Origin of the sequence: Pantoea sp. GbtcB22 (assembly GCF_019091025.1) — a bacterium.
GTDB lineage: Bacteria > Pseudomonadota > Gammaproteobacteria > Enterobacterales > Enterobacteriaceae > Pantoea > Pantoea leporis.
This window is the reverse complement of the sequence record NZ_JAGXKB010000002.1, coordinates 344,852-367,371: the sequence shown is the minus strand read 5'-3', so window position 1 is coordinate 367,371 and position 22,520 is coordinate 344,852. Positions and strand designations below refer to the sequence as shown.

General features: G+C 51.5%; 16 protein-coding genes and 1 pseudogene. 12 read left to right on the top strand and 5 right to left on the bottom strand.

Features of this window, described 5'->3' with window-relative positions; all coding sequences use genetic code 11:
* Positions 1-207: 207 nt before the first annotated feature.
* Genes treZ through glgX form a run of 3 tightly spaced genes read left to right on the top strand, consistent with a single transcriptional unit; the run spans position 208 to position 6,583 of the window.
* A complete protein-coding gene (treZ, locus tag KVT28_RS09525; protein ID WP_217547983.1) occupies positions 208-1,992 on the top strand; it encodes a malto-oligosyltrehalose trehalohydrolase in 1,785 nt (594 codons plus the stop codon).
* Positions 1,989-4,475 (top strand): malto-oligosyltrehalose synthase, encoded by a 2,487-nt coding sequence (treY, locus tag KVT28_RS09520; protein WP_217547980.1) that lies wholly within the window; start codon positions 1,989-1,991, stop codon positions 4,473-4,475. The genes treZ and treY overlap by 4 nt, the downstream gene beginning before the upstream one ends.
* 35 nt (positions 4,476-4,510) lie before the next feature.
* Positions 4,511-6,583, top strand: a complete 2,073-nt coding sequence (gene glgX / locus KVT28_RS09515; RefSeq protein ID WP_192412792.1) for a glycogen debranching protein GlgX — start codon at positions 4,511-4,513, stop codon at positions 6,581-6,583.
* 85 nt (positions 6,584-6,668) lie between these two features.
* Here the strand turns inward: glgX and KVT28_RS09510 are convergent, their stop codons facing one another.
* A complete protein-coding gene (locus KVT28_RS09510) occupies positions 6,669-9,935 on the bottom strand; it encodes an autotransporter outer membrane beta-barrel domain-containing protein (protein WP_217547978.1) in 3,267 nt (1,088 codons plus the stop codon).
* A gap of 289 nt (positions 9,936-10,224) precedes the next feature.
* On the opposite strand from KVT28_RS09510, the gene KVT28_RS09505 reads away from it, so the two are divergent.
* From KVT28_RS09505 to KVT28_RS09490, 4 genes are all read left to right on the top strand, one after another.
* Positions 10,225-11,868, top strand: coding sequence for a methyl-accepting chemotaxis protein (locus KVT28_RS09505; RefSeq protein ID WP_217547976.1), 1,644 nt, complete (start codon positions 10,225-10,227; stop codon positions 11,866-11,868).
* Positions 11,869-12,083: 215 nt separating this feature from the next.
* Entirely contained in the window at positions 12,084-12,551 is a 468-nt protein-coding gene (locus KVT28_RS09500; protein WP_217547973.1) for an STM2901 family protein, read from the top strand.
* Positions 12,545-12,871 carry a DUF1493 family protein gene (locus KVT28_RS09495; RefSeq protein ID WP_192235129.1) on the top strand — a complete coding sequence of 109 codons (327 nt, stop codon included), beginning with the start codon at positions 12,545-12,547 and terminating at the stop codon, positions 12,869-12,871. Before KVT28_RS09500 ends, KVT28_RS09495 begins: the two co-directional genes overlap by 7 nt.
* A gap of 16 nt (positions 12,872-12,887) precedes the next feature.
* Entirely contained in the window at positions 12,888-13,373 is a 486-nt protein-coding gene (locus KVT28_RS09490; protein ID WP_192235130.1) for a type VI secretion system tube protein TssD, read from the top strand.
* A gap of 53 nt (positions 13,374-13,426) precedes the next feature.
* Here the strand turns inward: KVT28_RS09490 and KVT28_RS09485 are convergent, their stop codons facing one another.
* Complete coding sequence (locus tag KVT28_RS09485) at positions 13,427-13,909, bottom strand: cold-shock protein (protein ID WP_101761317.1); 483 nt, start codon at positions 13,907-13,909, stop codon at positions 13,427-13,429.
* A 190-nt stretch (positions 13,910-14,099) separates the two neighbouring features.
* Here KVT28_RS09485 and KVT28_RS09480 point away from each other — a divergent pair, with 190 nt between their 5' ends.
* A complete protein-coding gene (locus tag KVT28_RS09480; protein ID WP_192412782.1) occupies positions 14,100-14,798 on the top strand; it encodes an RluA family pseudouridine synthase in 699 nt (232 codons plus the stop codon).
* Positions 14,799-14,818: 20 nt separating this feature from the next.
* Here the strand turns inward: KVT28_RS09480 and KVT28_RS09475 are convergent, their stop codons facing one another.
* Positions 14,819-15,358, bottom strand: a complete 540-nt coding sequence (locus KVT28_RS09475; RefSeq protein ID WP_217547971.1) for a DUF2058 domain-containing protein — start codon at positions 15,356-15,358, stop codon at positions 14,819-14,821.
* Positions 15,359-15,664: 306 nt separating this feature from the next.
* Between KVT28_RS09475 and KVT28_RS09470 the strand changes: the two genes are divergently transcribed.
* Positions 15,665-16,645 carry a DUF1852 domain-containing protein gene (locus tag KVT28_RS09470; RefSeq protein WP_110867169.1) on the top strand — a complete coding sequence of 327 codons (981 nt, stop codon included), beginning with the start codon at positions 15,665-15,667 and terminating at the stop codon, positions 16,643-16,645.
* Between the two features lie 29 nt (positions 16,646-16,674).
* Positions 16,675-17,706 carry a methionine synthase gene (locus KVT28_RS09465; protein WP_101761313.1) on the top strand — a complete coding sequence of 344 codons (1,032 nt, stop codon included), beginning with the start codon at positions 16,675-16,677 and terminating at the stop codon, positions 17,704-17,706.
* Between the two features lie 60 nt (positions 17,707-17,766).
* On the opposite strand, the gene KVT28_RS09460 is transcribed toward KVT28_RS09465, so the two are convergent.
* Positions 17,767-19,236, bottom strand: a complete 1,470-nt coding sequence (locus tag KVT28_RS09460) for a glucosyltransferase domain-containing protein (protein ID WP_217547968.1) — start codon at positions 19,234-19,236, stop codon at positions 17,767-17,769.
* 210 nt (positions 19,237-19,446) lie between these two features.
* Between KVT28_RS09460 and yajD the strand changes: the two genes are divergently transcribed.
* Positions 19,447-19,794, top strand: coding sequence for an HNH nuclease YajD (yajD, locus tag KVT28_RS09455; protein ID WP_101761311.1), 348 nt, complete (start codon positions 19,447-19,449; stop codon positions 19,792-19,794).
* Positions 19,795-19,842: 48 nt separating this feature from the next.
* Here the strand turns inward: yajD and fliD are convergent.
* Positions 19,843-21,254, bottom strand: a pseudogene (gene fliD, locus KVT28_RS09450) (flagellar filament capping protein FliD).
* A 293-nt stretch (positions 21,255-21,547) separates the two neighbouring features.
* Between fliD and licT the strand changes: the two are divergent.
* On the top strand, positions 21,548-22,411 hold the full coding sequence (gene licT / locus KVT28_RS09445; protein WP_137387031.1) for a BglG family transcription antiterminator LicT: 864 nt from the start codon (positions 21,548-21,550) through the stop codon (positions 22,409-22,411).
* Positions 22,412-22,520 lie beyond the last annotated feature (109 nt).

Genomic DNA, 22,520 nt, shown 5'->3' with positions numbered 1-22,520 from the left:
TCTAACCGAAGCGTAAAAATCCCCCGCTAATTCGATAATTTCTTAAACCCACCTGAAATCCTCTCGCGCGCGCCAGAAAACGCCAAAATATCGACTATGATTTGTTGTCCGACCTAACTTTCATCCCAAATTATTTATCGTTTTCAGCCAGTAGCGAATCGCTTGATGTCGTCCATTGCCCCTGCGTGGGCTAAACGAGGCAATTGAATGGAATTCAGATCATTTGAAAAATCCTGGGGCGCTGAGATTCTTGCTGATGACAGCGTCCGTTTTCGTGTTTGGGCACCAGGGCAGCAGCACATCACCTTAAGACTTGCCGATAACGACACCGCCATGCTCGACGCAGGCGACGGTTGGTTTGAGCTGCAAGTCAGCGGCGTGGCGCCCGGTGCAGAGTATAACTTTGTGCTGGACGATGGCACGGTGGTGCCGGATCCCGCCGCGCGTGCGCAAAAGGCTGATGTTAACGGCCCTTCACTGGTAGTCGATCCCCAAAGCTATCGCTGGCAGCACACCGAATGGCAAGGTCGTCCGTGGCATGAAACGGTGGTGTATGAAATGCACATCGGTACCTTCACGCCCGAAGGCACTTTCCAGGCGGCGATAGCTAAATTGCCGTGGCTGGCCGAATTAGGCATCACGCAGCTGGAAGTGCTGCCGGTGTCGCTGTTTGGTGGCAATCGCGGTTGGGGCTACGACGGCGTGCTGCTCTACGCTCCGCATGCGGCTTACGGATCGCCGGATGATTTCAAAGCCTTTATCGATGCCGCGCACGCGCACGGTTTGTCGGTGGTGCTGGATATCGTGCTCAACCACTTTGGTCCGGAAGGCAACTACCTGCCGCTGCTGGCACCAGCGTTTTTCCACCAGGAACGCATGACGCCATGGGGCGCGGGCATTGCATATGATGTCGATGCTGTGCGGCGCTACATTGTCGAAGCACCGCTCTACTGGCTGCAGGAATTTAATCTTGATGGCCTGCGTTTTGATGCCATCGACCAGATTGAAGACAGCTCCAGTAAGCATGCGCTGATTGAGATTGCCGAACGCATCCGTCAGGAAATTCCCGAGCGCCCTATTCATCTCACTACCGAAGATTGCCGCAACGTTATCTTCCTGCATCCGCGTGACAAACAGGGCAACGCGCCGCTATTTACCGGTGAGTGGAACGATGATTTCCACAACGCGGTGCACGTGTTTGCAACCGGTGAAACTCACGCCTATTACGAAGATTTCGCCGACGTGCCGGAGAAGTTGGTGGCGCGTGTGCTGACTGAAGGCTTTGCTTATCAGGGCGAACTTTCACCGCAGAGTGGGCAGCGGCGCGGCGTGCCGAGCGCCAGCCAGCCGCCGGTGGCGTTTGTTGATTTCATCCAGAACCATGATCAGGTGGGTAACCGCGCGCAGGGCGATCGTTTGCTCAGCCTGGCGGGCAGCGATCGCACCAAAGTGCTGCTGGCGACGCTGCTGCTGTCGCCGCATATTCCGCTGCTATTTATGGGCGAAGAGTATGGGGAAACGAATCCTTTCCTGTTCTTCACCGATTTCCACGGCGATCTAGCCAAAGCGGTGCGTGAAGGGCGCGCGAAGGAGTTCACCGGGCACGCCGGGCATGATGAAGAGGTGCCGGATCCCAACGCCGAGCAGACCTTTGCCCGCTCAAAACTTGACTGGGATAAGTTACAAACGCCTGAAGGCCAGAGCTGGCTGGCGCTCACGCGCGAGCTGCTGGCGCTGCGTCAGCAATATATCGTGCCGCTGCTGGCCGATGCGGGCGGCAACAGCGGCAAGGTGCTCGCCACCGCTGAAGGCTTTGTGGCCGTCAGCTGGCATTTCCCACAAGGCGAACTGTCGCTGGCGCTGAATATCGGCAAGCAGACGCAACCTTTACCCGCCACGCCAGGTCGCACGATTTTCGCCTGGCCGCAAGAAACTGAAGCATTATCACAAAACGCCATCGTGGTGCGTTTGGATCAGGGAGCAACAAAATGAGTATTCCAACCGCGACGTATCGTATTCAGTTTCGCAACGGCATGACGTTTGATCGCGCCGCGGCGCTGGTGCCCTATCTGCAACGCCTTGGCATCAGCCATCTTTACGCGTCGCCGATATTTAGCGCCACCGCCGAATCCACCCACGGTTACGACGTCATCGATGCCAATGAGATCGAACCGGCGATTGGCGGCCGCGACGGCTTTAATCGTCTGGTTGAGGCGTTGCAGGACGCGGAGATTGGCTTGATTCTCGACATCGTACCGAACCACATGGCGGCCTCGCTGGAGAATGCCTGGTGGCGTGATGTGATCGAGTATGGCGAGAGCAGCCGCTATGCCAATCATTTTGATATCGACTGGACGCGCCGCCTGACGCTGCCGTTTCTCGGCGACAGCTTCGAGAACGTGCTGGAAAACGGTGAGCTGAGCATTAAAGCACATCCGCAAACTGGCCATCCCGCGCTGGCGTACTACGACAGCTTTTACCCGCTGACGCCCGCCAGCTGGCAGGATCGCGCCGACGAGGTGCTGGCGATGACTGAAGCCAAAGCGATTGCTGAACTGCATGAGCAGCAGCCGTGGCGTTTGATGAGCTGGCGCGATGCACGCAGCGAGCTCTCTTATCGCCGCTTCTTTGAGATCACCGGTCTGGTCGGCGTGCGCGTTGAAGATGAAGCGGTGTTTGCCGATTCCCACCGGCTGATTCTTGAACTGGTGCGCTCCGGTGCGGTCAGCGGCTTGCGCGTCGATCACGTTGATGGCCTTGCCGATCCGCAAGGCTATTTACGCCAGCTGCGCCAGGCCACCGGCCCGGATTGCTATATCACGGTGGAAAAGATCCTCGCCGAAGGGGAAAAGATCCCTGACGATTGGCCCATTTCCGGCACCACCGGCTACGAATTTATTGCCGCGCTGTCGCACGCGCTGGTGGATGATTCGCAGATCGATACGCTGCATCTGGCCTATGAAGCCACCACCGGACAACGTAACGACGTTGAAGGCGGACTGCGCGTGGCGCGTGAATTGATGGTTGACCGCAATTTTGCCGGTGAGTTTGCGCGTCTGCTCAAGCTGGCGACGCAGATTGCCGGTTCTGAACATCGCAACCTTGGCGAAGCGGAACTGCACGTCGCACTGCGCGAAATCCTCATCGCCTTCCCGGTGTATCGCACCTACGGCCAGCAGGACGGCATGCCGCTCGAAGGCGAAGAGCTGCTGCAACAGGTGCTGGAAACGGTGAAAAACAGTGCGTCGCCGACGGTGTTGAGTTTGCTGCAGGCGATGCTGCTGGGCGCGGTTTCTGAAGAGAGCGAAAAAGACGCGCACGAATTCCGTATGCGCTTCCAGCAGCTGACCGGACCGCTGATGGCGAAATCGGTGGAAGACACGCTGTTCTTCCGCAATCACGTCGCGTTAGCGATCAATGAAGTGGGCGCAGAACCGCTGCCGCACGCCTTCTCGCTGGCGCATTTCCACAGCGAGATGCAAACGCGGCTGCAACAGCAGCCCGATGGCATCTCATCCACCTCAACCCACGACACCAAACGTGGTGAAGATGCGCGTGCGCGGCTGTATACGCTAAGCGAAGCACCCGCGCTGTGGGCGGAACACGTAGCGCGCTGGCGGCAGATTAATCAGGCGCAGGTGGTAGAACTGGACGATGGCGCCGCGCCGGAACCGGCGGTGGAATGGATGCTGTATCAGGCGTTAGCCGGCGTGTGGCCGACCACCTTGCAGCCGCAGGATGCCAGCCAACTCGAAGAGCGCTTTATTCCTTTTGTCGAAAAAGCGTTACGCGAAGCCAAACTGCGCACCGACTGGGCAGAGAGCAACGACGCCTACGAAAAAGCGGTGCTGGATTACGCGCGTCATCTTCTTTCACCGGCCAATCAGTTGTTCCTCAGCGATTTCAGCCACGCGTTGCAACCGTTTATTCAGGCTGGATTAATCAACAGCCTGACGCAAACGGTAATTAAACTCACCGCGCCGGGCGTACCGGATATCTATCAGGGTAGCGAAGCGCTGGATTTCAGCCTGGTCGATCCCGACAACCGCCGCACGCCGGACTTCGCGCTGCTGGAGCAGCAGCTTGAAGAGTCCGCTTCGCCTGACTTTAACGACGCGCAAAACTGGCTGAGCGGCAAACTGAAACAACAGGTGATTGCACGCCTTCTGCATCTGCGCCGCGATTATCCGCAGCTGTTCCGCGTGGGCGATTATCAGCCGCTGGACGTCAGCGGTGAACATCAGGAGAAAGTCATCGCCTTTGCGCGTCAGGACAGTAACCACGCGCTGCTGGTCATTCTGCCGCGCCTGAGTTTTGACAACGCGCAGTGGACGCAAACCGAAGTGGTACTGCCCGAGTCACTCGCCCATCGTCACTATCGCAACTTATGGAGTGGCGAAACCGTGACGATTGGCGATTACATCGCGCTGGATGAGGCGGCCTCAAGTGCGCCGTTAGTGCTGCTGAGCAGCTGATGCATTACCCGATTAATCTGTGTGGAGAATAATGGATGACAAGTAAGCCTCTAGAAATTACAGCAGGTTCGGGACAAGTGCTTGGCGCTAACTATGATGGCCAGGGCGTGAACTTTGCGCTGTTTTCGGCCTGCGCTGAGCGAGTCGAACTGTGTTTGTACGATGAGAGCGGCGAAAACGAAATCGCCCGCTTCGATTTACCGGAATACACCCATGAAGTGTGGCACGGCTACATTCCCGGCTTGCAGCCCGGCGCGCTCTATGGCTACCGCGTGCACGGCCCGTACGAGCCGGAAAATGGCCATCGCTTTAACCCTAACAAACTGTTGCTCGACCCTTACGCACGCGAACTGGCGGGCGAATTGCAGTGGGACGAGTCGCACTTCGCGTATGACCTGCTGCATGAAGATAAGGATTTGAGTTTCGATACCCGCGACAGCGCACCGTTTACGCCCAAATGTGTGGTCATCGATCCCAATGAATTTGACTGGCAGGATGCTAATCGACCGAATATTCCGTGGTCAAAAACGGTCATTTATGAAGCCCACGTTAAAGGTTTTAGCCAGCTTAATCCGGCGGTGCCCGAAGAGATGCGCGGCACTTACGACGGTTTAAGCAATCAGGCTTCGATCGATTACATCAAAAGCCTGGGCGTAACCACCGTGGAGCTGCTGCCGGTGCACGGTTTCCCGGACGATCAGCATCTGCTGGATCGCGGTCTGAAAAACTTCTGGGGCTACAACACGCTGGCGTTCTTCGCCCCGGCCACGCGCTATTTTGGTCCGCGCGGGATTCAGGGCTTCCGCGATATGGTGCGCGCCTTCCACGATGCTGGCCTCGAAGTGATCCTCGACGTGGTTTACAACCACACCGCCGAAGGCAATGAACTCGGCCCCACGTTGTCGTTTAAGGGCATTGATAACTACTCTTATTACCGCACGCTGCCGGATCAGCATCGCTACTACATCAATGACACCGGCACCGGTAACACCGTGAATACGTCGCATCCGCGCGTGCTGCAGATGATTCTCGATTCGCTGCGTTATTGGGCCGAATCCATGCATGTTGATGGCTTCCGTTTCGATCTCGGCACCGTGCTGGGCCGTGAACCAGAAGGCTTTGACCAGCGTAGTGGCTTCTTCGATGCCATCATGCAGGATCCAGTGTTGTCCAAACTGAAACTGATCGGTGAGCCGTGGGATATCGGGCCGGGCGGTTATCAGGTTGGCGGCTTCCCGCCGGGCTGGGCGGAGTGGAACGATAAGTATCGCGATACGGTGCGTGAGTATTGGAAAGGTGACATGGTCACTAATGACTTCGCCGCGCGCCTGCTCGGTTCTGGCGATCTTTACGATCAGCGCGGTCGCCGTCCCTGGTCCAGCATCAATTTCCTTACCGCGCATGATGGCTTCACGCTCAACGATTTGGTTTCGTACAACGAGAAACACAACGAAGCTAACGGTGAAGACAATAATGACGGCCATAACGAGAACCGTTCGTACAATTACGGTGCGGAAGGCCCGACGGACGATGAAGGCATCAACGCGGTACGTGAGCGGCAGAAACGCAACTTCCTCGCCACGCTGCTGTTCTCGCACGGCACGCCGATGTTGCTGGCGGGCGATGAGTTTGGCCGCAGTCAACTCGGCAACAATAACGGCTACTGCCAGGACAGCGAGATTTCCTGGCTGCATTGGGAAAACCTGCCGCCTTCTGCTGATGCACTGCGCGACTTTACCCGGCATATTCTGGCGTTACGCGCTCAACAACCGCTGCTGCGGCGTGAAAGCTGGCGCGATGGTATGGAAATCAAATGGTTTAACGCCGGTGGCGGCTTCCAGCAGGATGATCAATGGGATGATGGCACCACGCTCGGGGTGTATCTCGGTCGCCCGGATTTAGAGCCGGAGGAAGGCATCTGGCATGACGTGTTGATGCTGTTTAATCCGTATGAAGGCAATGTGCCGTTCAGTATTCCACAGTTTGGTGAAGGCGGCTGGGTGCTGGAGCTTTCGACGTCTGACAGCGTTGAGAAAGGGTTAGTGATTACCAAAGAGAAGGATTTCGAACTGGAAGGCCGCAGTATGGCGCTGTTCCGCAGGCCGTAATTATATAAATTTGCGCAATAAATTGCGCCGCTACGGCAGCATGCACGCATTCGTAGCGGCGCGATTCTTCACGCAATTTGTGTTATCAGAAATTAACTTTCACGCCCACCATCGCGCTGGTATCGCTGTAACCCTTATCTCCCATCTGCTGACCCATATTGCCCCACAGATTAACGGTTTTATTCAGCTTCGCATCGACACCCACTTTCACTTCACCGAGGTTACGCGCCCCGGCTTGCTGCACGCTGATGCCATTCATGTTGCTGCCAAAGGTTTCGGTGTTGTGCACCCAGTTGGCTTCGATAAACGGCTCGAAGGTGCGGTCTTTACCATCATCAATGGCATTGTGGCCTTTGATGTAAGCGCGAACACCCAGACGCGTTTGCAGATTGTTGTCGCCTTGACCCACCACGCGCGTGCCGTTTTGCTCTTGATGATCCTTCGCTTTCACGCCCATCCAGGTCGCCTGCGCCTTCGGCTGCAGATAGACGCTGGAACGCTCGCTCATCTCCGCGACTTTGAAGCTGTAACCGGCTTCCACTGACGCGGTGATGCCTTTCGATTTGTAGCTCTCTTCCGCGATGCCATCACCTTTCACGCTGTTATCAAACCAGTTGTAGAGCATCCAGCTGTCAACATAGGCACCGGTCTTGTCAGCGTTGTCCTGCAACCAGGTCGCGTAAACGCCCGTGCTGTAACCGTGCACCTGACCTTTTGCGGTGTAACCCGTCACGTTGGAGTGTGTGTTACTTTGCGCATTAGCGTAGCCGCCCATGACACCCAGATGGAAACGGTCCGCACCATTACTGCTCCACTGGGCGATATCGCCGCCTAACTGCATCACATAACGGTTACCGGTGGTTTTCAGCTGGCCGGAACTGTCGCTGAAGCGCGTGTGTCCACCTGCGTTACGCAACCACAGGCTGGTGACGTGTTTCTTACCGTCTGCGCCAATGTAGTGGGTCTCACCCAGACGATCATCCAGCGAGGTGGTAAATAAGGTATTCGCCGCAGCGAGGTTAGCCGCATAGCTGCCCGCTTCCGGACGCGTAATCGGGAAGCCTTTAACCGGCTTGCCCACATCGCCCGCATTACCTGAACCACTGCCCGGCGTGCCGGTATCATCGCCTGGCGTGCCGGAGGCGTTGTCAGGATCGCCAGGATTAACCGGATTGCTGCCTGGATTGCCCGGTGCCACGTTGTTGCTGTTGCTCTCCAGTACCCATTTATTGGCATCCTGCACCAGATGATAATCGTAAGCACCGGCCACAATACGGCCCTGCTGGGTGAACGTACCGTTTACGTTGCCATCGACGCGAATCAGCTCGATACCATCGATGGTTTGCGCGCCGGTGCCGCCGGCGTTCTGCACCACCACGTTGCTGTTACCGGCGTAATCACCGGTGATGTGCAGGTGATCGGTCTCTGAATGATCATCCATCAGATGGGTTTTGAAGTCGATGGTACCGTTGGTGCTGTTCAGGCTGCTCAAGGTCACCTTGCTAAAGCCGGTGCCGGCCGCGGTCATATTCAGCGTGGCGTTATTCAGCGTCAGATTATCCACCGCAGAGCTCGACGTAACATTCCACTGGCTGCCATTCGCCAGGTTCAGATTTTCCAGTGAGCTGGTCGCACCGTTCCAGACGGAGTTGTTATCGAGGTTGATGATGTTAGTCGTGGTGTTGGCGCGATCGATGATGACATCACCGTTAAATACTGAGCCGTTATCACCGGTCAATGTCACATTGCTAACCGTGCCGCTATTGCCAATGCCTGCGGATAACAGCGTCGCGCCGGTTAATAAAGCACCAGAGGCGGTCACCTGTGCATTCGCCGTATCAGTGACTTTCATGGCGATGCCTTCACTGGCAGTGACGGCGCTGTTAATCAGTGACAAGTTATTAGTATTGTTAGCTGTAGATTTGAAAAGTAACGCTGCGCTATTCGTGCCTTGCATAACGATCTGGGAATTTTCCATCGCCACGTTATTGTCGCCACCATTAGATCTCATGGTAAGACCAGAAGAGATGTCAAAGCCTTCCTGGCTTTCAATATTCATGCGCAAATTATTTGCCACAATATGACTGCCGTCGTATGCCTGCAGGCCGGAGCCTCTGACAGCGCTGTTAATTTCGACATTTTCCAACGTTGAGTTATTACCAACCAGTTGAATACCGAAGATATTGGTTCCCGTCGTATTAATTTGGACATTTTTGGCGTTCAACGTTGTGCCTACACCATGAACAAACACACCCGCCGCATTAGTCGCCATTGACCCATCATTATTGATAATGACGTTATCGAGATTAATTGCGCCAGTTGCATAAGCATCAACTGTTGTTGCTCCACCGTTAATGGTGGCATTACGGATATTTAATGTCCCGCCATTGAATGCCTGAACCGTTATTGTACCTCCAGCAGTGGTAATGGTGCCGCCATCATAATTCACTACTGAATTGCCTCCATTGGCACGCAGACCGTAGTTATTAATGCGATCGGTAAAGATATTGGTGTTAGTCAGATTAACCGTACCGCCGTTTTGCGCATATACCGCTTCGGAGGATGAGCCCGCCGTGCTGATCTCGCTGTTATTAACATTAACTACGCTGGCGTTTCCTGCGGCCTTTACGCCATTAGTCATGTGGCCTTCTGCTTTGATGACGCTATTGTTAATTGTTATCTCGCCACCAGTGGCGTTGACCGCATGAGCACCATCGCCCGTGGTACTGATGCTGCTATCACTGATGGAAAGATGCCCAGCACCCGCTGCCGCAAACGCACCGAAGGAATTGGCTCCGCTGGTTTTAATGGTGCCGTTAGTCAGCGTGATATCACCATCGCTGGTTTGGACCCCGTATGAACCTTTGCCAGATGTAATGATATTGATACCGTCACCAGTGATAGAGCCGGCACCGCGCGCATAGAGTCCATGCGACGTGGCTGCAGAGGTTTTGATATCGATATCTTTTAAGGTCACCCCAGCGCCAGTATCTGCGAATGCACCGTGCCCATAGGTATTTGAAGTGGTGATGGTGCCAGTGGTGAAATCAACTGTCCCATTATTTGTGGCGCTTACGCCGCGCACATATTCGCCGGTTCCCGCACCTACAATATCCTGATTATTTACAATGACCGGATTGCCATTAGCAATGATGGTTCTGGCAGCGATTGCCGTTGTAGCATGCAGAGCCACTGTAATCGCCAGCGCCACACCGGTTAACGCCATGGCTTTACTTGCGGACGGCGTTAACACCGAAGAGGAATGGGATTTAACCTTGCCCTTAGCCAGCTCCGAGGCCACCACATAACGCTGTGTTGCAGCATGCCAAATCACACGGAATATTTTATTCATGGGATTTTACTCTCTCTAAGTTCAGAAACTTTCACGATTTCCGAAATCATAGAGAGCGGGTCTGTAAGGCAATATCGGAGGGAGCGCGGAGTTTTGTAGTCCTTTACTTATCCGACGCAATACAGCACTGGTATCCGGCAAAAATGTTAAAAATTAGCGTGATAACCAGTTGAAGACTTAAACCCTGAAAAAAAAAATTAACTAATTTCCTCAATCTGCCGATGGTTATTAATCTGCCCTCTTCCCTACGCGGCTTTTGCCGGGACGCTTTAAGATTAAGGATAATAAAATGAACATCTCTCAACGTCTGTTTGCCACCTTTTCCATACTGTTTGGCGCCATCATCCTGCAAGCGATACTCGCCATTTCCTTACTCTCTGGTTTTCAGGATCGCTTTGAATATGTACAGGCCAATGCGATTCCCTCGATCAAAGATCTGGGGAAACTGATTGATGGCAGTAACCAGTTGGCGTTAACGCTCTACAAACACAAAAGCCAGACCGACGACAGCAAAATGCCGGCTATTGAGGACGAGATCCAGAAACAGCTGGCGGATTTGAAGGCGCAGACCGATTACTACATGGCGCACGATATCTCCAGCGATGAAGATAAGCGCTTAACCGAAGTCGCTTATGCCAATATTCAGCACGTCACCGCCGCACTGGCGCCATTTATCACCGCCTCGCGTGCGCATCAAAATGATATCAGCCTCAATCTGATTGATGGACAAACCGGTATCGGAGCCGCCATTCGCCAGCTGATTAGCGATTATCAAAAACAGCTGCAGCTGAATATCGCCATTGGCGATGAACTGCGCGCCACCAACCGCAGCACGTTCCACTCGGTGTTATGGACGACCATCACCGGCGTTATCGCCACCGTGCTGATTTTTGGCGTGCTGTCGCTGTTCACCGTATTGCGCATTCGTCGCAGCTTGTCTGCTGCGGGCAAAGTGATGATGACTGCCAGCGAGAACCTCGATTTAACGCTGAAAGCAGATGAGAGCCGTCGTGATGAAGTGGGCAACATGGCGCACTCGTTTAACGTCCTGATGGAACGCGTTGCAGGCGCGCTCTCCTCGGTGCGTCAGGCGTCACAATCAGTGAGCAGCGCATCGGTACAGATTTCCGCGGGCAATGAAGATCTCTCATCACGCACCGAGCAACAGGCGGCATCGCTGGAGCAGACCGCGGCCAGCATGACCGAGCTGAGTGAAACCGTACGTCAAACCGCCGATAACACGCGCCAGGCCAGTCAGCTTGCCGCTAACGCCAGCGGATTGTCAGAGAAGAGCAGCACGTCACTGGCTACCATGCTTTCAACCATGGATAACATTCGTGGTAGCTCGCGCAAAGTGACGGAAATCGTCTCGATCATTGAAGGCATCGCCTTCCAGACTAACATTCTGGCGCTGAACGCCGCCGTTGAAGCCGCGCGTGCCGGTGAACACGGCAAAGGCTTCGCCGTAGTCGCCGGTGAAGTGCGCAACTTGTCGCAACGTTCAACCACCGCCGCGCGCGAAATCAAAACGCTGATCGAAGAGTCACATCGTCTGACCGAAGCCGGTGCTGCGCAGGCCAGCGACGTAGGCCGTAATATGAGCGTGATGAACGATGCCATTCATCAGGTAAGCCAACTGGTGGAAGAGATTGCCGCTGCCGCAGTCGAGCAGAGTCAAGGCATCGTGCAGGTGCAGCAAGCGGTGAATCAGATGGACGATGTTACGCAGCAGAACGCCGCGCTGGTGCAAGAAGCCTCTGCCGCTTCGCAATCGCTGCAGGAACAGGCCGGGAATTTGAATCAGCTGGTGGGTAAATTCCATGTCGCGGCGGCTGGCGAAGTTCAGCAAAAGCAGGCTGTGGTGCGTACGCCTTCATTCGTTAAACCCTCGCGCGTTGCGGTGGTGAATGATGCGGATTGGCAGAGTTTTTAAGCTGATTTAGCCGGTGCGCATAAATGTGCACCCTACGAAAACGCTGGGTCGCCAATCATGGCGACCACGCTGCCTTTGCCAGGCAAACGCTGCCATAGTCTCCCTAAACTCTCCAATAGTTAACCCGCTATTAGTGGTTCCACTCCTCTCTTTTGAACAAAAAATAGCGTTCATCACGTTGTAATCTGGCCGCCTGTAATTCAGGGAGGATGATTATGGATACGGTTGAGCAGCTTAATGGGACGTACTTCTATGCTGGACGTTCGAATCTAACGAGCAGTGAACTCCTTTTTATGATTTTTTGTGAAAAGGTTGTCGAACAATATGGACTGGGTGTTGCTGATTTTTCAGCTGTTGCGGCTATCGTTTCAGGTAGAAATAATTTATCAACGAGAGGGAAGATTGGTGGTAATACCACGAAAGGGACTTCCTATGCCTCTAAGGCTTCACGAGCCGTATTCAAGAAAGCTAAATTCCCTTATGGGATTGAACTTCCAACATGGTTAGGGGGTTATACCCCATGGACTGCAAGGAAAATCTATGTAAGGAATATTGGCACTTTTGTGGGGCGAACCGTTCCACTACTCGGTGTCATTATACTCGCTGCCGATATATCCCAAATAGTTTACTATACAATCAGGGACTACAACTTTATTGTCTCAGAAGCAGATAAAATATGGTAAGTAATATCGAACAGCAAATATATGATTTCATTCGGCCGTATGCCGGAACCTATTTGTTCAACATTAGAAAAGTGATTCTTACCCATGAGACTGATCTCGATACCGATCTGAGTATTGATGAGTATGAGGTTGAGGAGTTAATGAAAGAGTATTTTACGAAATTTAACGTTGACCCCGCTGGTTTCGATATCAAAGTTTATTATCCGGATATCCCATTTTCTTGGAATCCTTTTAAGAAAACTACTCCAGTTCAGGTTCCCGACTTTACGATAGGAATGTTAATAGAGTCCGCTAAAGCAGGCTGTTGGTTATATAAATAATACAAGGAGAATTGACATGGCAGTTCCAGTTCATATGTGGATTAAAGATGATGGCGGTGCTGTAATTCGTGGTGGTTCTGATGTGATGAACCGAGAAGGGAGTATCGAGCTGAGGGGTATTCACCATAATCTCAGCATTCCCACGGATAACAGCTCCGGCAAGTTGACTGGAACCCGGCAACATGCTCCGTTTCAGTTCGAGAAAGAAATTGATTCTGCCTCCCCTTATCTTTACAAGGCAGTAGCCACAGGCCAGACGCTGAAAGCTGCGGAACTCAAATGGTACCGCATCAGTGACGCCGGTCAGGAAGAAGAGTACTTCAACATATTAATGGAAGACGTAAAGGTCATATCGATATCGCCGATCATGCATGACACGCGTAATTGTCCAGGAACCGGACATATGGAAAGCGTTGCGCTGCGTTACGCGAAGATTACGTGGAAATATGTTGATGGAAATATTCAATTCACCGACGCATGGAACGAAAGGCCAACGGCATAATCAATGCGGAAATCCTGCGTGAGGATTTCCGCTGAGAATTAATCACAATATCTTCACACCTTAAGCATTTTCACCGTGGCATCAATATCAATTTCATCCGCCGTGAAAATCAAAGTCGTTCCCTGAAAGGTGGTTACCGCCAGTTTTTTCAGTGAGCGCGTTTCATCCGGCTTAACGTCTGTTTTCGGCTTGATGCTATTCATCAGAATACCTACCGACAGCACGGTATTCTCTTTATCGATGCGCGTTTCAACCGGCACGTCTTCGCTGTAAACCACATAAGATTTGATCGAGGTGAGCTTCAGGCGCTCGCCGGCAATATAGATGTATTTGCTCTCAGGCGAGACCTTCACCGCATACGCTGACAAACCTTTATTATTGGTGGTGGGTTCAAAGGTCACCGCCGCGTCTTTCTTAATCAGCTCAGGGTTAGCGACCTTAATCACATGGAAATAGCGGTTATCGCCATTTTCATCTTTGATAAATCCAAAACCTTTATCCTGAAACCAGGTTGTGATCGTTCCGTTCATCGCCATTGCCGCCTACCTAATCGTTATCTACTCAGTTTTTTCAGCGCGCAGTGTAAAGCACATTGCCTGCGCAGACCACGTCTTTGCTTTAAGTCTGGACGATAAATTTCGCCTGAGCGAATAGACACATGCCCGGATTCGCCAGTTGCCGCAAAATTCGCTATTATCCGCATCCCTTCGCCAGCCGGGCAGCCTGATGTCTACGATTATCGATACCTTTATTGCCCCGCAATGTCTTGAAGAGATTGAGATTCTCTACCAGGACGATCATCTGCTGCTGATCAATAAACCAGCTGGTCTGCTCAGCCTGTCGGGGAAGAATCCGCGCAATCTCGATTCTGTGCATCATCGGTTAGTGAAGCTTTTCCCCGGCTGCACGCTGGTGCATCGTCTGGATTTCGGCACATCAGGGTTAATGGTGATTGCCCGCAATAAGGCGATCAATGCCGCAATTTGCCAGCAGTTTAGCCAGCGCAGCGTGACCAAGATTTATCGTGCACTGTTGTGCGGGCATCTGCATGACGACGAAGGTGTGATTGACGCGCCGATTGCCAAAGATCCGACGCTATTTCCATTGATGTCAATTTGCCCAATCAATGGTAAGCCAGCTCGCTCACGCTATCAGGTGATTGAGCGCACTCATCACCTATTGGAAGATAAGACGTTCATGCCATTAACGCGGGTGGAACTTACGCCAGAGACTGGACGCACCCATCAGCTGCGTATCCATTGCCAGCTGTTGGGCCATCCGATTTTGGGTTGCGACCTGTATGGCGGTCTTATGCTGGCGGGGACCGAACACGCCCCGCGTCTGATGTTACACGCCAGCGAGTTGAAGTTTGTTCATCCGGTCAGCGGCGAGTGCCTAAACGCCCGGTGTGCCTGCCCGTTCTGACAGCGCAACCGGCATTGTGCTTACCACATTAAATCATCAGGCACTTTGAAATCAGCGTACGGATCGTCTTCATCCTGCGCTTCCTGACTCAATGCACTATTCAACACGATGCTGTTCGCATCACGCTGCGCAATTTTATCGGCGACGCTGGCAGGAATAATCGCGTATTGGCTCTCGCCTTTGCTATCGACGGCCAGGCGCGCAATCGCCAATCGACCATTAATCAGTTGCGTCTGCGTTTGCTTATCAACGTCGATTTTTTTGATCAGATTATTGTCGGTGAAATTAAAACCAATATTGCCTTTGGAGATATCGATTTTGTTCATTTCAATCAGCTGCTTGACCTGCGCTTTGTACTCTTTCGATAATACCGCTTGCTTTTGCTGTTCGCTCAATTGCTTATCACGCTCAAGCTGAGCCTTTTTGTTCTCTTCCACCGCTTCTCTGGCCTCACGAGCCTGAACGCGTGATTTCTTAGCGGTTCTCTGGACCTTGTCCATTTTTTTGCTGCTGACTAAGCCTGCTTTCAGCAGCTGCTCTTGTAAGGTGAGTTTTGCCATTGTCGTGTCTTAACCGGTTAAAAATTTGTGGAAGAGTATACCTTTAATTGTAGAGCCTCTGCCAGGTTGAACAGGCTGGCTACAGTGAGCGCCGTTCATCCTCCTCTCCTCATCATGAAATTCCTTCATGTTCGATGAAATTAAATCACTTTTTTTCAACCAGTGACTCAGGCATAAAAGTACCATTGTTAATAACTTAAAATAATATCAAGCCTGCTGAATGAAAGTACCCTGCAAAAGCATTGGGAAATCCTGAAATCCAGCGACAGCAAGGCTTTTTATTGTTAACCGGGATAGCAGACTAAAATGAACAACGCCTTTACTTTTACGGTTAAGAGCCTTCGTTTCGACGAAAATTACAATCCTTCTGGCAATACACGCATCACCACCAATTTTGCCAATTTGGCGCGTGGTGAAAAGCGTCAGGAGAACCTGCGCAACGCCTTAGTGATGATTGATAACCGTTTCAATTCACTGGCGCATTGGGACAACCCTAAAAGCGATCGTTACGCGGTTGAGCTAGAGATTATTTCTGCTGAGCTGAATCTGGGTGCCGAGGGCAACAACAGCACCTTCCCGGTGATCGAAATATTGAAAACCAATATCGTTGATAAAAAAACCAACGAACGCATTGAAGGGATTGTTGGTAACAACTTCTCTTCTTACGTGCGTGATTATGATTTCAGCGTTTTGTTGTCTGAGCACAATAAGAACCATACTGAATTCCGCACGCCAGATAATTTTGGCGATCTGCATGGCAATATCTTCAAGCACTTCGTTAACTCAGAAGCTTACAAAGCGAATTTCAATAAAGCCCCGGTTATTTGCCTGAGTGTATCCAGTAAAAATACCTATTACCGCACCGGTAATGAACATCCGGTATTGGGCATTGAATATCAGCAGGATGAACTTTCTCTGACTGACGAATACTTCGGCAAAATGGGCCTGCGGGCACGCTATTTTATGCCGGCAAACAGTGCTGCGCCTCTGGCCTTCTATTTCCATGGCGATTTACTCAGTGATTACACCAATCTTGAGCTGATTAGCACCATCAGCACCATGGAGACGTTCCAGAAGATCTACCGCCCTGAGATTTACAATGCGAATTCTGCAGCTGGTAGACACTATCAGCCAAGCCTGAGCCATCAGGATTATTCTTTAACGCGAATTGTTTATGATCGAGAAGAACGTAGCCATCTGGCTATTGAACAAGGAAAGTTCACGGAAGAGCGCTTCATCAAGCCATATCAAACTCTTCTTGAGCAATGGTTTACTCCCGTTCTTTGATTACCGATAAAAATATAAGGTCACCTGCTATGAAAAAATTATTACCGACTTCCACTGCTGGTAGTTTACCGAAACCATCGTGGCTGGCTCAGCCGGAAACGTTGTGGTCACCGTGGAAATTGCAAGATCAGGAATTAACTGACGGCAAACAAGATGCGCTGCGTTTGTGCCTGGACGATCAACAGCAGGCAGGAATTGATATCGTCAGTGACGGCGAGCAAACCCGCCAGCACTTCGTCACCACCTTTATTGAACATCTCAACGGCGTAGATTTTGAGAAGCGCGAGATCGTTAAAATCCGCGATCGTTATGATGCCAGTGTGCCGACCGTTGTGGGTCCGGTGAGTCGTCAAAAATCAGTGTTTGTTGAAGATGCAAAGTTTTTACGTCAGCAAACTGATCGTCCCATTAAATGGGCGCTGCCGGGTCCAATGACCATGATCGACACGCTTTATGACAACCACTATAAAAGCCGCGAAAAACTGGCATGGGAATTCGCTAAAATTCTCAATGAAGAAGCGAAAGAGTTAGAAGCGGTGGGCGTCGATATTATTCAGTTTGATGAGCCGGCATTTAACGTCTTCTTCGACGAAGTAAATGATTGGGGTATCGCAACCTTAGAAAGAGCCATTGAAGGGCTGAAATGCGAAACCGCAGTGCATATTTGCTACGGCTATGGCATCAAAGCGAATACCGACTGGAAAAAGACGCTGGGCACAGAATGGCGTCAATATGAAGAGATATTCCCTAAACTGCAAAAGTCGAATATCGATATCATCTCACTGGAGTGTCAAAACTCGCATGTGCCGATGGAGTTGATGGAACTGATTCGCGGCAAAAAAGTGATGGTTGGTGCCATTGACGTGGCAAGCAATACCATTGAAACGCCAGAAGAAGTTGCAGCAACGCTGCGTAAAGCCCTGCAGTTTGTCGATGCTGATAAGCTCTACCCTTGCACCAACTGCGGCATGATTCCTCTGCCACGCGGTGTGGCAAGAGGCAAGCTGGATGCATTGAGTGCAGGTGCAGAAATTGTTCGCAAAGAGCTGTTGAATAAATAACACCAGATAAAAGCTCAGTCCGGGATTATTACCCACCCGCAACCGGACTGAGCCGCTGAATTAAGGTTTATTAATCTGCCCACCCGATTTTCTAAAATCAATCACCATCGTTTGCCCATCCTGAAAGGCGTCAAAATCGGGTCCCTGCGCCAGAACCTGACGCGGTTTAATTACTCTCATTTCATCCGTTGCTTTCACCGCTTTCAATCTCAAACCTACATGTTTGATCAGCGCCAGCCATATCCACGGTTCAGACTCACCCAACATTTTCATGCGGATATGTTCGATGATGGGGAAGTTACGAATATTGGTTTGTACTTCTGGAGCATCATTCAACTGCCCAATAAAGGCAAGTGAATCAATCGATTGGGCAGCGGGAGCAGAAAGCGTGATTTTGATCTGATTCATCACCTCCATTTGATAACGTTGATCGTTAACTACAGTGTTAAAAGTGACCAGCATCACCACCAGATGATAAAACAGCAATATCGCACTCAATCCCGCCAGCCAGCTTCTTGTTGCAGGTAATGAATAAACGGCTACATAGAAACAGAATAGGAAAGTAATGCTGCATGCGCCCAGCATACGCGGTGCAAATAACGGCGTGGCTAAGGCCAATGAAAGCCCGGGGATGGCGATGATGACGATCAATCCCGCACTGAACAGCATTAAGACCGCACTTAGCGTCAACTTCTGCTGCTGTTTTAAGTTTCGAACCATCAAAACAAGGCCTGAAAACATTATCAGCATAGGCAGCCCTATAAATACCATCATGCCGCGCGGATAAGCGCTGAGAAAAAGGTCACTGAACGCCTTAATAGTGTTGATAAGGACTTGCAGAGAATCGGAATTCAGTGATAACAGCTTGCTGTGTTTCATGCTGTACCAGTCGATCTTCACTGGCAATAAATAATTCATCGCGAGTTTATAAGCCAGGATGGCAATGCCCAGCGCCACTATTTTCCCGCACAGCCACTTCCAGCTGGATTGATCATTTACCAGTCGAGAGACGACCAGCAAGGCTACGCAGGCAATATAGACATTGAGCCCTGGCTGATAGAGTGTCTGAATCAGCAATAATATCAGCGCCGTGTAAACGATCTCCTGAAAAGGCTTTGCGCGATTAACCATGCTTGCCAGCATGGCGCCTGCAAATGACAGAAGTATGGTGAGACTGTCATAGGTATAGAGCATTCCCTGCGTCAGAAAGGGATTAAGAATGACAAATAGCGGCGGGAGAAATGACCAGAAACCCGCCAGCGGAATTCTCAATCTTTCCGTGAAAAATACCGCAGCAATACTTAGCGCCAGCAATCCGAGCAGTAAATTAAGCGGAGAAATATCGCTGACCGTATCACCAAAAGAGATCAGGGATTGTAATAACCAGGTGCCCGGCCTCCCGTTACTTAGCCATGTTGATCTATCCCCATCTAATATCCGGTAAAGATCATCCCGATAATAAATTTTGTTGGTCCATAGAGGGATAGTGGCCAGCAATGCCACCATCATAGTCAAAGCGATACGCTGCATCCGGCTTACCGACGGAGAATCATTAACGGGCATCATTTTATGAGTGAATTTCCATCGAACGGGGTCGGGCGGCCTTTTATTTCCGCGTAGTTACAAACTAGTGTAGGCGGTTTTTTAGAACGGATGCTCAGGAATGATAAACATCATTGGCAGCTGCGGGATGTGCAGATAACATGTCGCTTTATCTCTTTCTAACAGGCAACGTCGGCAATGGCTCTGATCCCTAAAAACTACTCGCGGCTGGAAAGCGGCTATCGTGAGAAAGCATTAAAAATCTATCCGTGGGTATGCGGCCGCTGCTCGCGTGAATTTGTTTATTCCAACCTGCGCGAATTAACCGTTCACCATATCGATCACGACCATACCAATAACCCGGAAGATGGCAGTAACTGGGAGTTGTTGTGCCTCTATTGTCACGATCACGAGCACTCGAAATACACCGAAGCGGATCAGTACGGCACGCGTGTTGTGGCGGGTGAAGATGCGCAGAAGGATGTTGGTGAAGCCACCTATAATCCTTTTGCCGATTTGAAGGCCATGCTGAATAAGAAAAAGTAAGGCTAGTTTCAGAAATAGCGATCGCCATTTATGGCGACCGCTTTACGCTTACTTATTGGTCTTTGTACTATTGCTGAACTGCTCGGTGAGATAGTTGCTGGTGTTATTCAGCACGCTGACCATCTTATCCAGATTGGTGAACTGCTTTTTATACCGCGCAATCGTGTCATCAATACGTTTGCTGGCGGTATTGTACTGATCGGTTAGCGTATTCAGTTTTTTACTGATCGAATCCGTCGCGCCCTGCAACACACCTTTACTGCTGAGAAATGCGGTGAATGTGGTGTTCAGCACCGTCGAAACACCGGTTTTTTGCCATCACCGACAAACATGTCCCGAATCGCTTCTGGTTTCACTTGCAAGCTGGTGGTCAGTTTGGTGGCATCCAGCTTAAGTTGGCCGTTAGTGGGATCGGTAGTAATGCCCGCCTGAGATAGCGTTTTATAAACACCTGAACCCGAGCTGTTGGCCAGAATACTTTTCAGTTGCACCTGAATATTACGCAGTGTGCCATCACCGAGTAGCGCTCCATTCTTCCCGTCCGGATCCTTACCCGCATCCACTGGCGTGTATTTAGTCAAACTCGCCATCGTATCCTGCAGCGAGTTATAGGCATTCACCCAATCGGTAATGGCGGTTTTCGCCTTGTTGGTATCGCTGCTCACCGTCAGCGTTTGGTTGCCGCTGGTTTCATCGTTAAGCTTCAGCGTGATGCCTTCCACCGCGTCGGTGATAACGTTGCTGCTGCTCTCAATCGCCACATTGTTTACGGTCAGCTTGGCATTCTGCGCCTCGACGCTTTGCGCCATGCCGCTGCTGGCCGCATCTGATGCATCAAAGCCGATAAAATCCTGCAAGGTATCATCGCCGGTCACGCTCAGCGATTTCACCGCATTGGCGGTGCCGGATGCCGATGATGTCAGCGACAAACGGTATTCCGTGGCGGAGACCTTGATCAGGCTTGCAGTAACGCCAACGTCGGATTTGTTGATGGTGTCACGAATCGCCGAAAGCGAAGTCTGATCTTTGGTTAGCGTAATGCTTTTCTCTTTACCTTCCGCGTTAACAAATTTCAGGGTTCTGGACGCGGCATCGCTACCTATCGCCGCTTTGATATCGGTTTTCGTCTCGCTGGTTAGCGTCTGGGATTGCGCCAGCTTCTGCACGCTGATGGTATATTTTCCCGCCAGCGCATTGCCGTTGGAATCGGCGCTAAACGCACTGGAACTGGATGCTGTGGTCGTCGAAGTATAAAGCGCGGCATCGTTTAATTTATTGTTTGCCGTCTGGAAGGTCTGAATCGCGGTTTTAAGGGTGCCGTAGGCGGACAACTTCGCGGTCGCAGCGGATTGTTGTTTGGAAATCGGTGCCAGCGATTGTTTTTCTGCCGCGGTCAGTTTGTCGAGAATGGTGCTTAAACCCAGTCCTGAACCGACGCCTAATGCTGAAATCCCAGTCATGTACGCAACTCCTGTTAATTTAACGTTACGGTACTATCGGCAGCCTTAACGCAAACTTTATAGAAATCTGATCATTTCCTTACACTATCCTTACATTCATTAAATTGCGCCATCAACGCATCTGATTCATTGTGCTGGAAATATGATGCGTTTCACATTTAACTGTCGCTCTGCTTGTCGGGAAAGCAGAGCCGATTATGATCTGGCGAGATTGTTACTGCGTTCAGCGCAGGCAAAACCTGACACGCCGCCCTCCCGGTGGGTCAGGTTTTTTATTTTCAGGGCAGATAAAAATGAAAATCGCGAAAATCCTCAACAATAATGTCGCGGTGGTGCTGGGCGACAACGGCAAAGAACAGGTGGTGATGGGACGCGGTTTGGCGTTTCAGAAGCGCGTTGGCGACGAACTGGATGCACAGCAGATCGAAAAAGTGTTTGCGCTACAAAGCGACACCTTAACGGGCCGGCTCAGCGAACTGCTGTCGGATATCCCGCTCGAGGTGATCACCACCAGCGAACTGATTATTGCCAATGCGCGTCAGCAACTGGGCCAGCCGCTGCATGAAAGCCTCTCCATCGCACTGTGCGATCACTGCCATTTTGCAATTGAGCGCCACCAGCAAGGTATCCCGATTCGCAACGTGTTGAAGTGGGAGATCAAAACGCTCTATCCGAAAGAGTTTTCATTGGGTATCGAAGCGTTGGAACTGATTAACCAGCGGCTGGGCGTAGCGTTGCCGGAAGATGAGGCCGGATTTATCGCGCTGCATCTGGTGAATGCGCAGCTTGGTAGTGATTTCGCCGATGTTTCGCACATCACGCAATTTATGCAAGAGATCCTGCATATCGTCAAGTATCGCCTGCAGCTGGATTACCGCACAGAGAGCCTGAGCTACAACCGTTTCGTCAACCATCTGAAGTTCTTTGCACAGCGCATGTTAGGCAAACGCGGCGTGTGGAGCGAGGATGAATCGCTGCATGATGTGGTGCGCGACAAATATCCGCTCGCCTATCAATGTGCAGTGAAGATTGATCAGCACATTCAGCAGAAATACCTGTATCAGCTCTCCAGCGAGGAACGCATGTTTCTCACCATTCATATTGAGCGGGTACGCAAAGAGACGCTGGCGTTGCAGGATGATGCGGACGAGGCATAACCAAATTTGTATCGCACACATTCCGTAGCGGCGCGATTTATCGCGCATTTCAATGGCAGCACCGTGCCCATCCCGACAATGCGCAATAAATTGCGCCGCTACGATATGT